The sequence below is a fragment of the Microbacterium gallinarum genome, assembly GCF_014837165.1.
Lineage (GTDB): Bacteria > Actinomycetota > Actinomycetes > Actinomycetales > Microbacteriaceae > Microbacterium > Microbacterium gallinarum.
Window position 1 is genome coordinate 253,778 of record NZ_JACSPM010000003.1, and the last position, 15,580, is coordinate 269,357.

Sequence of the window (15,580 nt, forward strand, 5' to 3'; positions counted from 1 at the left end):
CGGTCCGTTCAGCGTAGGGGCGGCGGCTGGGTGAACGCCACGGGGAGCCGAGCACGACACGCGGAACGGCCCCCGGCGTGGTGCCGGGGGCCGTTTCGTGAGCGATGCTCGACTGCGGTTCGAACTCAGACGCCGAAGTACAGCTCGTACTCGAACGGGTGAGGACGGGCCGCGAGCGGCTTGATCTCGTTCTCGAGCTTGTACTCGATCCACGTCTCGATCAGCTCGGGCGTGAACACGCCACCCGCGAGGAGGAACTCGTGGTCGGCCGCGAGGGCGTCGAGCGAGTCCTGCAGCGAGTTCGGCACCTGCGGGATGTTCTTGGCCTCCTCGGGCGGCAGCTCGTAGAGGTCCTTGTCGACGGGCTCGTGGGGCTCGATGCGGTTCTTGATGCCGTCGAGGCCGGCCATGAGCTGTGCGGCGAAGGCGAGGTAGGGGTTGCCCGAGGCGTCGGGGGCGCGGAACTCGATGCGCTTGGCCTTGGGGTTGGAGCCCGTGATCGGGATGCGGATGGCCGCCGAGCGGTTGCCCGCCGAGTAGACCAGGTTGACCGGGGCCTCGTAGCCCTTGACGAGGCGGTGGTAGCTGTTGAGGGTCGGGTTGGTGAACGCGAGCACCGAGGGCGCGTGCGCGAGGATGCCGCCGATGTACCAGCGCGCGATGTCGGACAGGCCGCCGTAGCCCTTCTCGTCGTAGAAGAGCGGCTCGCTGCCGTTCCACAGCGACTGGTGCGTGTGCATGCCCGAGCCGTTGTCGCCGAAGAGAGGCTTCGGCATGAACGTCGCGACCTTGCCCCACTCGAGGGCGGTGTTCTTGACGATGTACTTGAACTTGAGGATGTCGTCCGCCGCGTGCACCATCGTGTCGAAGCGGTAGTTGATCTCGGCCTGGCCGCCGGTGCCCACCTCGTGGTGCGCCCGCTCGAGGTGAAGACCCGCCTCGATGAGCTTGAGGCTGATGTCGTCGCGCAGGTCGGCCTGCTTGTCGACGGGGGAGACGGGGAAGTAGCCGCCCTTGAACGGGGTCTTGTTGGCGAGGTTGCCGCCCTCTTCGACGCGGCCTGTGTTCCATGCGCCCTCTTCGGAGTCGACCGAGTAGAAGCTGGAGTTCTGCTTCACTTCGTAGCGCACGTCGTCGAAGATGTAGAACTCGGCCTCAGGGGCGAAGAACGCGGTGTCCGCGATGCCCGTCGACGCGAGGTACTTCTCGGCCTTCTTCGCAACCTGGCGCGGGTCCTTGCTGTAGATCTCGCCGTTGCGCGGGTTGTAGATGTCGAAGATCATGATCAGCGTCTTCGCCTCGCGGAACGGGTCGAGGTACGCCGTCGAGACATCCGGGATCAGCTGCATGTCGGACTCGTGGATGTTCGCGAAGCCGCGGATCGACGAGCCGTCGAAGAGCTGGCCGACCGTGAAGAACTCCTCGTCGACGGTCGACGCCGGGATGTTGAAGTGCTGCTGCACACCAGGAAGATCCGTGAATCGGATGTCGAGGAACTTGACGTCCTCGTCCTTGATGAACTTGAGCACCTCGGATGAATCTTTGAACATGAAGGCTCCAGTGATAGGGCATCGGGAAGTGCCGCACGCGTGCGCGCTTGTCAGGAACGGTACCCGGAGGGGATTGCCCGGCAGTGACACCATTGTTTCCAGGATGTTACGGGCCCCTGGGTACGCTTGACCAGTGACAGAACAGGCCCACGACTACCCCGGGGAACGACTCGGGCTGCCCCGTGAAGGAAGCGGATCGATCGCGCGGCTCGGCCGGCGCGTCGGCGCGCTCTTCGTCGATTACGGGGCCGCGTACCTGATCTCCGGCTTCTTCGGGTGGGACCCGCTTGCGATCCTGGCGATCTTCGCCGCGATCCAGATCGTGTTCATCCCCACGCTGCAGGGCAGCCCCGGCCACCGCATCTTCGGTCTGCGACTCGCGCGGCTCGACGGGGCATGGACCGGCCTGTGGCGGCCCGTGGTGCGCACGCTGCTGCTGATCGTGGTCGTGCCCGCGGTGATCTGGGACGCCGACCAGCGCGGACTGCACGACAAGGCCGCAGGAACGATCCTCCTGCGCGCCTGACGCGCGATCAGCGCGGGCGCGGGGCGCGCACCTTGGTCGGGTCGATGCCCTTCGGGATCGGCAGCGAGGTGAGCGTCTGAGACACCGAGTCGATGCGCTTGATGACCGCGGCCATCGTCGCGCGATCGACCTTCGTGGGCAGGGCCTTGATCGTCGCGGCGAGCTTCGAGATGGGCACGTCGCCTTCGCCGTGGCCGACATAGAGCACGGTAACCGGCACGCCCGACGCGACGCGCTGAACCTTCGAGCGCTCGTCGTTGACGAGGCGGGTGAGGCGACCGCGCGCGCCCTCGCCGACGATGACGACGCCACCGCGGCCGACGGCGCGGTAGACCGCCTCCTGGGTCTTGGGGTTGACGCCCACCGGCATGTCGGCCGCCTGCCACTTGCGGCCGAGCGACGTCGACAGCACGTGGCCGGCGGCTCCGGGCATCCCGTCGATCTTCTTGAACATCGCCCGAGTCGACAGGCGCGTCATGAGCATGAGGGAGCCGAGGATGCCGAGCATGAGGCCGGTGATGCCCCACAGGATGATGCTCCAGATCGCGACGGGCGGGATCAGGAAGCCCACGCCTACGCCGGCGGCGATGCCGAGCAGGACGATGCCCACGAGGAGCCACGGCAGCCAGGAGTACGCCTGCTGCGTGAACGTGTAGAGGGAGCGGATCTGCGAGAAGAAACCGGGGCGCTTCTCGGGAGCGGAACTGCGGGCGGCCATGGGGTCCAGCCTACCTTTTCGCGCGGGCGGACTGCGGCTCCTCCCCATGTCTTCCCGACCGGCGATCGTCCACAGGCGGGGATGAGCCCTCGCGGCGACCGTGAGCGCAGCGCCACGCTGGCGAGGTGACCCGCGAGACCGACGCCCTGCGCGCGCCGTACCGCCCGGTCCGCCCTGTGGGCGCGGCCGATGACGGGCCATGGCCGGGCCTCCTGGTGGGGCTGCCGTCGGGCGAGCGCCGCGTGCTCGTCGACGCGAAGGTGCTCGGACGCGAGTGGAGGGGGTGGGATGCCGCGCCCCACGGTCACGTGCTGTCGCCCGTCGATGTCGTCAGGCGCAGCGACGGGCACGATGTCGCTCTGCCGGTGTGCAGCGAGCGCATCACCGATCTGCTGGCGCGCCGGGCGGCGAACGGACCGCCGCTCATGCCCGGAGAGTCCGTGACGCTCGCCGTGAGCGTCCTGCGCGGATTCGCCGAGCTGCGCGATCCGGCCGCCGTGACGGGGGAGTGGTGGCTCACCGATGCCGGGCGGCCGGTGTTCGTGACGGATGCCGCGCCCCGATCGTTGCGCGACGCGTCGCTCTCGCTGCTCTCCGGAACGGCAGGGAGGCCGCATGAGGCGTGGGACGCTGCGAGCGCCGCCATCGCGGCGGAGCGTCCGTCGGCCATCGAGCTCGAGCGCGCGGAGGCACGGCTGTTCGACGTGGCCGAACCGCTCGCGATCACGACGGCGCCCGCCGGCTCGGGCGGTGTTCGGGCACTCGCACGCCATGACCGGCATGACGAGGCGGCGGAGGAGTCCGTGGGACGGCCGCGACCGTGGGACGGTCTCCTTCGCCACGTCGACTCCGACCTCGCCGACCTCGTCTCGCGCGCCACGACGCGTGTGTGGCGGCGCGCGACGAGCACGCGCGCGTCGTCACGCCGGGCACCGCTGCTGGTGGCGGGCGCCGCCGCGGCCGCGGTGCTCGGCGTGGGCCTGTTCTGGCCCTCGGGCGGCGATGACGCGGCCACGGCGGAGGTGCCGGCGCCCGCCGCCACCGCGACGATCGCACCTGAGGCCGCGACGCCCACGGGGTCGGCTGATCCGGCCGATGCGGTCGGCGAGGTCGAGACCGATCTGAGCCGCGTGGCGGGCGAGCTGCTGCACCGGCGCCTGGCCTGTCGCGGCGAGATCGACTGCCTCGCCGACGTGATGGTCGATCCGGAGTCGTCGTGGGCGGCCGGGCCCGTCGACGCGCCGCGCGAGGAGCGGTCGATCGCGTTGCTCGACGACTTCGGCGGGGTCGCTGTGCTGCGTGTGGATGCAGTGGACGGCGCAGCGGCTCAGCTCGTCGTCATCGAGCGCAGAGACGACGAATGGCTGCTGCGCGACGTACACGACGCCGCGCAGCAGCCATAGTCGAGGGGGCTCAGATGCCGAGCTGGCTCTCGAACTCCGCAGCTTCGAGTCGGGCCTTCACGGCACCGAGGAAGCGAGCCGCGTCGGCACCGTCGATCACGCGGTGGTCGTACGACAGCGCGAGGTAGACGTACGAACGGACCGAGATCGCGTCCTTGCCGTCGACCGACACGACGCCCGGCCGCTTGACGACGATGCCGGTGCCCAGGATCGCGGTCTGCGGCAGGAAGACGACCGGGGTGTCGAACAGCGCGCCGCGCGAACCGGTGTTGGTCAGCGTGAACGTGCCGCCGGCGAGCTCGTCGGGCTTGAGCTTGTTGTCGCGCGTGCGGGCGGCCAGATCGGCGATCTCGTGCGCGATCTGCGCGAGGTTCTTCGACGCGGCGTCGCGCAGCACGGGTGTCAGCAGACCGCGCTCGGTGTCGACCGCGATCGAGAGGTTCTCGCTCGGCGGGTACACGATGTCGGTGCCGTCGACCGTCGAGTTGATCACGGGGTACGCCTGCAGCGCCTCGGCGGCGGCGAGCGCGAAGAACGGCAGGAACGAGAGCTTGTCGCCGGTCTTGGACTGGAAGTCGCCCTTCACCTTGTCGCGGAAGCTCGCGAGCTTCGTGACGTCGACCTCGACCACGGTCGTCAGCTGCGCCGTCGACTGCATGGAGGCGACCGCACGCTCGGCAAGAACCTTGCGCAGACGCGACATCGGCTGGGTCGTGCCGCGAAGCGGCGAGACCTCGAGCGGGGCCGGTGCGGGGGCGGCGGCCGCGGCTGCGGGCGCAGGAGCCGACGCCGCCTCGGCGGCCTTCAGCACGTCTTCCTTGCGGATGCGGCCGCCGACGCCGGTGCCCTTGACGGTCGCGAGGTCGACGCCCTGCTGCTGCGCGAGACGGCGCACCAGCGGGGTCACGTAGGAGACGACGTCATCGTCCTCGGCGGCAGGTGCGGCGGGAGCCGGCGCGGCGGGGGCAGGCGCGGGAGCCGGCGCAGCCGCGGGAGCCGGAGCGGCCGCGGGAGCCGCTGCAGGAGCGGGAGCCTCTGCCGCGGGAGCCGGCGCGGCCGCGGGAGCCGGCGCGGCGGCCGGAGCCTCTGCGGCGGGAGCCTCGGCTGCAGGAGCGGGAGCCGCGGCCGCAGGAGCGGCGGCGCCGCCCTCACCGATGCGTGCGAGGGCCGATCCGACCTCGACCGTCTCGTCCTCCTGGACGAGGATCTCCTGAAGAGTGCCGGCGAAGGGCGAGGGGATCTCGGTGTCGACCTTGTCGGTCGAGATCTCGAGCAGCGGCTCATCGACCGCGACGTCGTCGCCGACCTGCTTGAGCCAGCGGGTCACGGTGCCCTCGGTCACGCTCTCGCCGAGCTCGGGGAGCACGACCTCCTTGCCACCGGACGCGGCCGGGGCGGCAGCGGGAGCGGCTTCGGGTGCGGCCTCGGCAGCCGGCGCAGCGGCCTCGGCAGCCGGAGCAGCGGCGGGTGCGGTCTCGGCGGCGGGCGCGGCCTCGGCGGGCGCTGCTGCCGGGGCGGCCTCCTGGGCGGGGGCCTCGTCAGCGGCGGGCGCGGCGGCCTCGGGCTGCGGTGCGGCCTCCGAGGAACCCGAGCCGTCGCCGATCTTGGCGAGCACGGCGCCGACCTCGACGGTCTCGTCTTCCTGGACCAGGATCTCCTCGATCACACCGCTGACGGGCGACGGGATCTCCGTGTCGACCTTGTCCGTGGAGATTTCGAGCAGGCCCTCGTCCTCCTGGACGGTATCGCCGACCTGCTTGAGCCAGCGGGTGACCGTACCCTCGGTGACGCTCTCACCGAGAGCGGGGAGGACCACGGAAGTGCTCATGACGATGTCTCCTTCGGAATGGATATCGGATCTAGCTTAGTGATGCCGCGAGGCCTCAGCGTCAGAGCGCGTGGAGCGGTTTTCCGGCGAGTGCGAGGAACGCCTCGCCCAGAGCCTCGCTCTGGGTGGGGTGCGCGTGGACGAACGGAGCGATGTCCTCGGGATGCGCTTCCCAGCCGACGGCGAGCTGGCCTTCGGTGATGAGCTCGCCGACCCGGTCGCCGACCAGGTGAACGCCGATCACGGGGCCGTCCTTCATGCGGACGACCTTGACGATGCCGCCCGTGCCGAGGATCTCGCTCTTGCCGTTGCCGGCGAGGTTGTACTCGTACGCGACGACCGCGTCGGCCCCATGGGCCTCGGATGCCTGCACCTCGGTGAGGCCGACGGACGCGACCTCGGGGTGGCTGTAGGTGACCTTGGGGATCTGGGTGTCGGGGATGACGACGGGGGAGAGGCCGGCGATCTCCTCCGCGACGAAGATGCCCTGCTGGAACCCGCGGTGGGCGAGCTGGAGCCCGGGAACGATGTCCCCGACCGCCCACACGTGCGGCACGCTCGTGCGCAGCCGCTCATCGGTCGTCACGAAGCCCCGGTCGATCGTGACGCCGGCCTCTTCGTAGCCGAGCCCGGCGGTCGCGGGCCCCCGTCCCACGGCGACGAGGAGGTAGTCCGCCTCGAACGTCTTGCCATCCTCGAGCGTGACGGTCACGCCGTCGGGCGTCTGCGTCACACCCTGGAACCGCACACCGAGCGACGAGGCGATGCCCCGGCGCCGAAACGCGCGCTCGAGAGCCTTGCTGAGGGCGACGTCTTCGTTGGGCACGAGGTGGTCGAGCGCCTCGATGATCGTGACGTCGACGCCGAACGAGCGCCACACGCTCGCGAACTCGACGCCGATGACGCCGCCGCCGAGGATCACCACGCGCGACGGGATCTCGTCGAGCTCGAGCGCGTGCTCGCTGGTGAGGACGCGACCGCCGATCTCGAGCCCCGGGAGGCTGCGGCTGTACGACCCCGTCGCCAGGATCACGTCGGTGCCGCGGTACACGTCGTCGCCGACGCGGACGGCGGGTCCTGCTTCCAGGCGGCCCTCGCCCTGGACGACGGTGATGCCGCGCGCCTTGACGAGCCCTTCGAGTCCCTTGAACTTCTTCGCGACGATGCCCTCGCGGTAGGCGCGGACGCCGGCCGGGTCGATTCCCTCGAACGTGGCGCGGATGCCGATGGTCGCGGCATCCCGAGCAGTGTCCGCCACCTCGGCTGCGTGGAGCAGCGCCTTCGTCGGGATGCAGCCCCGGTGCAGGCAGGTGCCGCCCACCTTGTCCTTCTCGACGAGGGCGACGGACTTGCCGAGCTCTGCGGCGCGCAGCGCGGCCGCGTAGCCTCCGCTGCCTCCGCCGAGGACGACGAGGTCGAAGGTGTGGTCGGTCATCAGGACTCCTCTGTCGTGACGAAGCGGATCAGGCTGCGGACGGTCGCTGCGGTCGGCCCCTTGTCGGTGTAGCCGTAGCCCCCGCCCTTGTTCATGCCGACACCGGCGATGTCGAGGTGCACCCACGGGATGCGCGGAGCGTCCGCCTCATCGCCGGTGCGACCGACGAAGTGGCGCAGGAACAGGCCGGCGAACAGCGAGCCACCGGCGGGGTCGCCGATCTTCGCGTTCTGCAGATCGGCGATGGGGGAGTCGAGATCGTCCACCATGTGCGCGGGCAGCGGAAGCTGCCACGCCGGCTCGGCCTCGGCGGCTGCGGCCGCGAGGTAGGCGGCGACCGCCTCGTCATCGCCCATGACCCCGACGTGGCGGGTGCCCAGGGCGATGGTGATGGCGCCGGTGAGCGTGGCGACGTCGACGATGACATCGGGATGCTCGCGACTCGCTGCGACCAGCCCGTCGGCGAGCACCAGGCGACCTTCGGCGTCGGTGTTGAGCACCTCGACGGTCGTGCCGTCGAGCATGCGCAGCACGTCGCCGGGGCGCGTGGCGCGGCCGGACGGCATGTTGTCGGCGACGCAGAGCCAGGCGGTGACCTTGACGGGTGCGCCGACGGTGGCGACGGCACGGAGCACGGCGAGCGCGGTGGCCGCGCCGCACATGTCGTACTTCATGCCGACCATGGAGGCGGCCGGCTTCAGCGACAGGCCGCCGGTGTCGAACGTGATGCCCTTGCCCACGAGCGCGACGTGGCGCGTCGCGCCCTCGGGGGCGTACTCCAGGCGGATGAGGCGCGGCGGCCGGTCGGAGCCCTGACCGACGCCGAGGATGCCGCCGTAGCCGCCCTCGCGCAGCGCGTCCTCATCCAGCACCTCGACCGTGACGCCGAGGCCGTCGACGGCCCGGGTCGCGCGCTCGGCGAAATCGGCGGGTCCGAGCCACTCGGCCGGGGTCGTCACCAGATCCTTCACGAGCGCGACCGCGTCGGCGGTCGCCGTGATCGCGGCGAGCCTCTCGTCGTCGGCGGTCGCGGTGCCGTGGACGACGACCTTCGCGGCGCGGGGCTTGGGCGCCTCGGACTTGTAGCCGTCGAAGCGGTAGCCGCCGAGCGCGGCGCCTTCCGCCGCAGCGGTCCACAGCGCGCCGTCGGCGAACGGCGCGGCGACGGCGACTGTGGCGAAGCCGGTCAGCGTGCGGATCGCGGAGCCGACCGCGTCGCGCAGGGCCGCGGCATCCGGAGCCGCACCGGTTCCCACGACGGCCAGCGGCCTTTCCGTGGACTGCGGTGCGTAGACGCGTTGGAAGGAGTTGGGCGAGCCGGTGAAGCCGGTGGCGAGGAGTGCCTCCCGCAGGCCGGGCCAGTCGCCCAGGTCGGGGGCGCCTTCGCCATCGATCGGGGGAAGGGCGAGGAGAAGGACGTCGGCGTCGGACTCTCGGACGGGGGATTCGCTGTACGCGAGGTCGGGAAACGACATGGTCTCCATCCAACCACGGCTGTTCGCTCTGAGCGGGACGGCCCTCGACCCCGGTCGTCGGCGTCGGCTCGTAGCATGGAGGCATGCCCCTCACCGGTCCGCTGTTCGAGCGCTCCGCCTCCGCGCCTCCCGTGCCCCGAGGCCTCCCGCTCGTGGTGGCGCTGACCGGCTTCACCGACGCGGGCAGCGCGGTCAGCCGTGTCGTCGACTACTTCCGCGACGACATCGTGCCCACCCCCCTCGCGGTCTTCTCCAACGACGTGCTGCTCGACTATCGCGCCCGCCGACCGGTGATCGCGTTCGACCAGGACCACCTCACCGACTACCGGCCGCCGCGGCTGGAGCTGTCGTTCGCTCACGATGCGCTCGGCCAGCCCTTCCTCCTGCTCGCCGGCTACGAGCCCGATTTCGCCTGGGATGCCTTCGCCGCCACCGTCCTCGACTTCGTCGACGACTACGAGGTGTCCACGGTCACGTGGGTGCACGCGATCCCGATGCCGGTGCCGCACACGCGCCCGATCGGCACGACCGTGAGCGGAACGCGCGGCGAGCTCACCGAGGCGCACTCGGTGTGGAAGCCGCACACTCAGGTTCCCGCCACGGCCGGGCACCTGCTCGAGTATCGCCTCGCCGAGGCGGGAGTGCGCGTCGCCGGGTTCGTGCTCCTCATTCCCCACTACCTCGGCGACACCGATTACCCGGCCGCCGCTCTCGCCGCGCTCGACAGCCTCACGGTGGCCACCGGGCTCGTGTTCACCGGCGAAGAGCTGCGCGAGGAGAACCGCGACTACCTGTCCAAGGTCGAAGACCAGGTCTCCGGCAGCGATGAGCTCTCCCGCATGGTGAAGGGCCTGGAAGAGCGCTACGACGCCTATATGGCGGGGTCCACGCTCGCGGCGCCGATGATCCACACCGGAGACCTGCCCAGCGCCGACGAGCTCGCCGCCGAGCTCGAGCGGTTCCTTGCGAGCCGTCCGACCGGCGACGAGGACACGCGCGGCCTCTGATCGGAATTCGCGGGCGCCCGCGGGTGTTGTACAGGAGAGCGATCCGATGCATTGCCGCTGATGCTGGCGGCTGATCCCAAGTATGCGATACTGGATGCTCTGACCCGTTGTCAACTGGTTCCCCGAGGTGCACTCGGCGGCGCCGGGACTTGACAAGGGTCTTACTAGTGTCCGAAATCTACCGGGGGCGTCGGCACACATCTCCGGTGAAAGGCGAAACGTGACCTCAGGCACGAACACCAAGGCCCGCTCGGCCGCGAAGGACACCGAGACGGACGAGACCACGGCGGCCGAGACTGCGACGAAGGCGCCCGCGAGGGCCGCGTCGAAGCCCGCCGCCAAGAAGACGGCGACCAAGACCGCGCCCAAGAGTGCGAAGGCCGCGCCCAAGAGCGCCAAGGCCGCGCCCAAGAAGGCTGCGAAGAAGGGCGCCGCGTCCGACGAGGACCTCGAGGACGACGTCGAGGAACTCGACGACGTCGAGCTCAACGCTGACGACGACCTCGAAGAGGCGGGCGACGACGACGCCGAGACGCCTGCTCGCCCGGCTGCCCGCCGCGGCGCGAAGGCCGCCGTGGCCGAAGAGGCTCCCGCGGCCGAAGACGAGGAGGAGGAAGAGGAGAGCACCAAGCCGGCGTTCACCGAGCCTCTCCCGACCGGCGCGATCGTCATCACCTCGAGCGACGAGGACGATGTCCCCGTCTACTCGACGCAGATCACCGGCGCGACGGCCGACCCGGTCAAGGACTACCTCAAGCAGATCGGCAAGGTGCCGCTCCTCAACGCGGCCGAAGAGGTCGAGCTGGCGATGCGCATCGAGGCGGGTCTGTTCGCCGAGGAGAAGCTGTCGCACATGTCGGCGGCCGAGAAGTCCTCGCAGCTGGGTCTCGACCTGCAGTGGGTCGCCCGCGACGGTCAGCGCGCGAAGTCGCACCTGCTCGGTGCGAACCTCCGTCTCGTCGTCTCGCTGGCAAAGCGCTACACCGGCCGCGGCATGCAGTTCCTGGATCTGATCCAGGAGGGCAACCTCGGTCTCATCCGCGCGGTCGAGAAGTTCGACTACACCAAGGGCTTCAAGTTCTCGACCTACGCGACGTGGTGGATCCGCCAGGCGATCACCCGTGCCATGGCCGACCAGGCTCGCACGATCCGCATCCCGGTCCACATGGTCGAGGTCATCAACAAGCTCGCGCGCGTCCAGCGGCAGATGCTGCAGGACCTCGGTCGCGAGCCCACGCCGGAAGAGCTCAGCCGTGAACTCGACATGACCCCCGAGAAGGTCATCGAGGTGCAGAAGTACGGGCGGGAGCCCATCTCGCTGCACACCCCGCTCGGCGAGGACGGCGACAGTGAGTTCGGCGACCTGATCGAAGACACCGAGGCCGTCGTCCCGGCTGACGCCGTCGGCTTCACGATGCTGCAGCGTCAGCTCGAGTCGCTCCTCGACTCGCTCTCCGAGCGCGAGGCGGGCGTCATCCGCATGCGCTTCGGACTCGGCGACGGTCAGCCCAAGACGCTCGACCAGATCGGCGACACGTTCGGCGTGACGCGCGAGCGCATCCGCCAGATCGAGTCCAAGACGATGGCGAAGCTCCGTCACCCGAGCCGTTCGCAGTCGCTGCGGGACTACCTCGAGTGAGCGAGGCGAACGACGGCAAGGCGCTCACCGTCTCCGTCGAGGGTTCGTCGTACGCCCGCATCCCGATCCGCACGCGGGTCGTGATGCCGGGCGACGACCTCGACGACTTCGTGAGCGAGTACGCCTCAGGTGTCGTCCGTGACGGCGACCTGCTCTTCGTGACGGAGAAGATCGTCGCGATCACCCAGGGTCGGTCGTACCTCGTCGACGAGATCCGGCCGCGCAAGCTCGCCTACTTCCTCTCGAAGTACGTGACCCGCACCCCGTACGGCATCGGCCTCGGCATGCCCGAGACCATGGAGATGGCGTTGCGCGAGTGCGGCACGATCCGCATCCTGTTCGCGGCCGCGGTGTCGGCCGTGACCAAGCTGTTCGGCCGCAAGGGCGACTTCTACCGCATCGCGGGCGACAAGGCGCGAGCGATCGACGGTCCGACGAGCGGCACGATCCCTCCCTACAACAAGGCTGTCGTGCTCGGACCCGAGCGTCCGCGCGAAGTGGCCGCCCACCTCAAGGCCCTCCTCGGCGGCGTCCCCGAGGTCGCGGTGGTCGACATCAACGACCTCGGCGGCAACATCCTCGGGTCGACGGTCGACAAGGCGTACGAGAAGCGCCTCGTCGCGATCCTGCAGGACAACCCGCTCGGTCAAGGACACCAGTCCACGCCGCTCGGGATCATCCGCGCGGTCTGACCGCCCGATCCCACGTACGAAGGCGCGGCACCCCCCCGGGGTGCCGCGCCTTCGGCGTTCCGGTCCGGTCGGCTCAGAAGCCGATCGCGGCGCGGTAGCGGGGCTTGTGGCCGGTGCGGATGCCGGTGACGCTGGGCTTGTTCTCGTACACGCCGGCGCCCCAGTTGCCCTCGACGAGCACGGGGCCGTCCGGCGTCACGACGATGTCCCAGCCGACGTACTGCACCTGCGGCACGACGCGGGCGACGCGGTCGACGAACGCCTTGACCTCGTCGACCATCGGCAGCTGGAAGTCGGCGATCACGAAGCCGCTGTCGGGATGCTTCTCGTGCACATGGGCGTGCGAGTCGTACCCGGGACCGACGGCGTGGCCGTTCTCGTCGAGCATCGTGTAGAAGCCGCCGAACGTCATCTGGTCGCTCACGGCGCCGCGGCCGAACTTCTGCGCCATCGCGAGGATGTGCGTGTTCTCGCCGTCGAAGAAGGCGGTGACACGGGTCGTGTTGACGGTGCCGGGGCAGACGGCGGCGAGATCGGCGTGCTGGCGGATGACCTCTTCGATCAGCACCTCGCCGCGCTCGAGCAGGCCGCGGTGGAAGGCATCCCAGTCGTCGACGTCCTCGGCACGGTAGCGGTGGACTCCGGTGCCCGCCTGGCCGACGGGCTCTTTCGTCACGATGGTGCCGTGGCGCTCGGTGAATGCGCGGACGGCGTCGGCGTTGTCGTCCTCGACGATCATCCACTCGCGGTGCAGGTGCTCGCTGAAGACCCGGTCGAACTCGACCTTGTCGTGGAACTTGTGCCGGAAGTCGGGGTGATCGTACTTCTGCGACAGTTCGTTCGACACCGGATGCGTCATGTAGGTCGCGCGCTCCGCGCGGCTGAGGATCGCGAAGTCGTAGTCGACATAGTCCTGGAACCCGACCTGGCGGAAGCCGGCCGACCACAGCATGTCGACGAGGACGGCGGGCGTCCACTTGCCGTGCTGCTGCGACGTCTCCTTCGCGCGTTCGACCACGGATCCGACGTCGATGCGGCGGGCGCGGGCGGCGAGGTAGCGAAGGCGGGGCGCGAGGCCGAGGCCCTGAGAAGGCATGCGTACTCCGGGTTGGGGATCGAGGGTCCCGGATAGTCTAGAGGCGTGAGTTCGGCGAACCCTGGGCATGGCGACGCTGCGTGGATCCATCGGCCGTCCAGTGCCCCGGTCGCCCGCGTCTCGGCCTCGGCCATCGCGCACAACGCCGCGCTGGCGCTCGCGCGACTCACGGAGGGCACGCGGGCGATCGCCGATCTGCGGGCCGACGCCTGGGGCCACGGTGCACCGGCGGTGGCCGCCGAGCTGCTCGCCGCGGGCGTGGACCGTCTGGTCGTCGACGACGCCCCGGCAGTGCGCGTGCTGGCGGCGGCGGGCGTCGCCGGGGCGACGACGAGCGCAGCGCCCGACCTCGACCCCACGACGCTGTACGGACTGCCGGGTGGTGCGCCTGACGCTGTGCCCGCGATGCGCCTGAGCGGCACGGTGCTGAGCGTGAAGGCGCTCCGCGCGGGGGAGGGTGTGTCGTACGGATACCGCTTCCGCGCGGCCGCAGACACTCGCGTGGCGCTGGTCACCGGCGGCTACGCCCAGGGCGTCGTGCGCGACCTCGGCAACCGGGCGCGGGTGACGATCGGCGGTGCGTCGCTGCCCATCGTCGGCCGCGTGGCGATGGACGTGTGCGTGGTGGACGTCGGAGACGCGCCGGTGCGGCGCGGCGACGAGGTCGTCTTCTTCGGCGATCCTCGGGCGGGTGAGCCATCGATCGCGGACTGGGTGGAGGCCACCGGCCTGCGCGCCGACGAGCTCGTCACCGTCGTCGGGCTGCGCGCGACGCGGGAGCAGGTCGCATGAGCGCCGTGCTCCGCGTGGACCTCGATCGCTTCGCGGCCAACCTCGCCCGTGTGCGCGGTGCAGTGGCCCCGGCCGAGCTGATGCTCGTCGTGAAGGATGATGCCTACGGGCACGGGCTCGACGGGATCGTGCGGCGGGCGCAGCGCGAGGGCGTGCGCTGGATCGGCGCATTCGACGTCGCGACCGGTTGCCGCGTCAGGGAGGTGCTGGGCGACGACGTCCGCATCTTCTCGTGGATCGCGGCCTCTCGGGCGGAAGCGGCGCAAGCCGTCGCCGCAGGACTCGACCTCGGCGTCGGCGACGCCGAGCTGCTCGAGGACGTCGCCGCCGAGGCGCGGGCGGCCGGTGCCGTCACGCGCGTGCACCTCAAGATCGACACCGGTCTGCACCGCAACGGCGTGCGACCCGAGGACTGGGCGAGGTTCACCGCGCGGGCGGCACAGCTGGCGGGGGAGGGATGCCTCGACGTCGTCGGCATCTGGAGCCACATCGCCGAGGCATCCGATGAAGAGGATGACGCCGCTCGCGCGCTGTTCGATGCGGCCGTGACGACCGCGCGCGAGGCGGGTCTCTCGCCGACGATGCTGCACCTGTCGGCCAGTGCCGCCTCGTTCGCCCGGCCCGAGTTCCGCTACGACCTCGTGCGCGTGGGGGCGTTCTGCTACGGCATCCGCTCGGCGGGCGGCCCGGGCGAGGAGCACCTGGGCGTGCGGCCGATCGCGGCGCTGGAAGCGCACGTCACCGCCGTCGATGTTGACGGGGCGTCGATCGACATCGGTCCGCTGGACGGCCTGCCGTCGACGCTCGCCGGTCGGGTGACGGTCGGCACGCCGGGTGGTCCGCGTGCCCTGAAGGCTTCAGGATCGGGCTTCCGAGTGGCGAGGTGGCCGGATGCCGCGCCCGGCGCGCTCGTGCGCATCTACGGACCCGGCGACGGGGGCGAGTCGTCGGCGACCGATCTCGCCGAGGCGATCGGGACGATCGGCGAGGAGATCGCGGTGCGCGTCTCGCCGCTGGTGCCGAGGATCTACTCGGGGGAGTGAGTCCGGGGCGTCAGTTGGCCTCGGCCAGCCGGGCCGTCTCGTCGTGCCACGAGGTGGCGACGGCGCGGAGCTTCTCTTCGTACTTGCGGCCGTGGTGGGCGCAGAAGAGCAGTTCGCTGCCGTTGACCTCGGCCGCGATGTAGGCCTGAGCGCCACAGGAGTCGCAACGATCCGCCGCAGTGAGGCGGTACTCGAGGACGGAGCCCAGCTCGGTGGGTGTCGAAGTTGTCATCTCGGGCCTCCTCGTAGTGATAGAACTCCGGTGCGGGTCATGAAATACAACCACGCCTTTGTTTCGAGAATGCCGCGAACGGGTCACATTTCGCTCACCGCGTACGGCGCGGCACCGCGAAGCGTGTCGGGCGACCGGCGTCCA

Annotated in this window: 14 protein-coding genes; 7 read left to right on the plus strand and 7 right to left on the minus strand. The window is 70.4% G+C overall.

Annotated elements, in window-relative coordinates:
• Positions 1 to 125 precede the first annotated feature (125 nt).
• Entirely contained in the window at positions 126 to 1,550 is a 1,425-nt protein-coding gene (gene glnA / locus H9622_RS10735; RefSeq protein WP_191766383.1) for a type I glutamate--ammonia ligase, read from the minus strand.
• A 133-nt stretch (positions 1,551 to 1,683) separates the two neighbouring features.
• On the opposite strand from glnA, the gene H9622_RS10740 reads away from it, so the two are divergent.
• Positions 1,684 to 2,076, plus strand: a complete 393-nt coding sequence (locus H9622_RS10740; RefSeq protein ID WP_191766384.1) for an RDD family protein — start codon at positions 1,684 to 1,686, stop codon at positions 2,074 to 2,076.
• A gap of 7 nt (positions 2,077 to 2,083) precedes the next feature.
• Here the strand turns inward: H9622_RS10740 and H9622_RS10745 are convergent, their stop codons facing one another.
• Positions 2,084 to 2,794 (minus strand): DUF4191 family protein, encoded by a 711-nt coding sequence (locus H9622_RS10745; protein WP_191766385.1) that lies wholly within the window; start codon positions 2,792 to 2,794, stop codon positions 2,084 to 2,086.
• Positions 2,795 to 2,919: 125 nt separating this feature from the next.
• Here H9622_RS10745 and H9622_RS10750 point away from each other — a divergent pair, with 125 nt between their 5' ends.
• Positions 2,920 to 4,197: a hypothetical protein gene (locus H9622_RS10750; protein WP_191766386.1), complete on the plus strand. Its 1,278-nt coding sequence runs from the start codon at positions 2,920 to 2,922 to the stop codon at positions 4,195 to 4,197.
• Positions 4,198 to 4,207: 10 nt separating this feature from the next.
• Here H9622_RS10750 and sucB read toward each other — a convergent pair whose 3' ends face one another.
• The 3 genes from sucB to H9622_RS10765 all read right to left on the minus strand — a co-directional run bounded on the left by sucB (position 4,208) and on the right by H9622_RS10765 (position 8,935).
• Positions 4,208 to 6,025, minus strand: a complete 1,818-nt coding sequence (sucB, locus tag H9622_RS10755) for a 2-oxoglutarate dehydrogenase, E2 component, dihydrolipoamide succinyltransferase (protein WP_191766387.1) — start codon at positions 6,023 to 6,025, stop codon at positions 4,208 to 4,210.
• Positions 6,026 to 6,086: 61 nt separating this feature from the next.
• The gene (gene lpdA / locus H9622_RS10760) at positions 6,087 to 7,460 is read right to left on the minus strand and encodes a dihydrolipoyl dehydrogenase (protein WP_191766388.1); all 1,374 of its coding nucleotides are present in this window, start codon (positions 7,458 to 7,460) and stop codon (positions 6,087 to 6,089) included.
• Positions 7,460 to 8,935: a leucyl aminopeptidase gene (locus H9622_RS10765; protein ID WP_191766389.1), complete on the minus strand. Its 1,476-nt coding sequence runs from the start codon at positions 8,933 to 8,935 to the stop codon at positions 7,460 to 7,462. Before H9622_RS10765 ends, lpdA begins: the two co-directional genes overlap by 1 nt.
• Positions 8,936 to 9,018: 83 nt before the next feature.
• Between H9622_RS10765 and H9622_RS10770 the strand changes: the two genes are divergently transcribed.
• The 3 genes from H9622_RS10770 (at position 9,019) to H9622_RS10780 (ending at position 12,273) form a co-directional block, all read left to right on the plus strand.
• Positions 9,019 to 9,942, plus strand: a complete 924-nt coding sequence (locus H9622_RS10770) for a proteasome assembly chaperone family protein (RefSeq protein ID WP_191766390.1) — start codon at positions 9,019 to 9,021, stop codon at positions 9,940 to 9,942.
• A 220-nt stretch (positions 9,943 to 10,162) separates the two neighbouring features.
• On the plus strand, positions 10,163 to 11,581 hold the full coding sequence (locus H9622_RS10775; protein ID WP_191766391.1) for an RNA polymerase sigma factor: 1,419 nt from the start codon (positions 10,163 to 10,165) through the stop codon (positions 11,579 to 11,581).
• Positions 11,578 to 12,273: a coenzyme F420-0:L-glutamate ligase gene (locus tag H9622_RS10780; protein ID WP_191766392.1), complete on the plus strand. Its 696-nt coding sequence runs from the start codon at positions 11,578 to 11,580 to the stop codon at positions 12,271 to 12,273. Before H9622_RS10775 ends, H9622_RS10780 begins: the two co-directional genes overlap by 4 nt.
• Before the next feature lie 73 nt (positions 12,274 to 12,346).
• Here H9622_RS10780 and H9622_RS10785 read toward each other — a convergent pair whose 3' ends face one another.
• Complete coding sequence (locus H9622_RS10785; RefSeq protein ID WP_191766393.1) at positions 12,347 to 13,369, minus strand: sugar-transfer associated ATP-grasp domain-containing protein; 1,023 nt, start codon at positions 13,367 to 13,369, stop codon at positions 12,347 to 12,349.
• A gap of 45 nt (positions 13,370 to 13,414) precedes the next feature.
• Between H9622_RS10785 and H9622_RS16120 the strand changes: the two genes are divergently transcribed.
• Entirely contained in the window at positions 13,415 to 14,161 is a 747-nt protein-coding gene (locus H9622_RS16120) for an alanine racemase C-terminal domain-containing protein (protein ID WP_318247088.1), read from the plus strand.
• The gene (locus H9622_RS10795) at positions 14,158 to 15,204 is read left to right on the plus strand and encodes an alanine racemase (protein WP_191766394.1); all 1,047 of its coding nucleotides are present in this window, start codon (positions 14,158 to 14,160) and stop codon (positions 15,202 to 15,204) included. The genes H9622_RS16120 and H9622_RS10795 overlap by 4 nt, the downstream gene beginning before the upstream one ends.
• A gap of 10 nt (positions 15,205 to 15,214) precedes the next feature.
• Here H9622_RS10795 and H9622_RS10800 read toward each other — a convergent pair whose 3' ends face one another.
• Positions 15,215 to 15,436, minus strand: coding sequence for a DUF7455 domain-containing protein (locus H9622_RS10800; protein ID WP_191766395.1), 222 nt, complete (start codon positions 15,434 to 15,436; stop codon positions 15,215 to 15,217).
• Between the last annotated feature and the right edge of the window lie 144 nt (positions 15,437 to 15,580).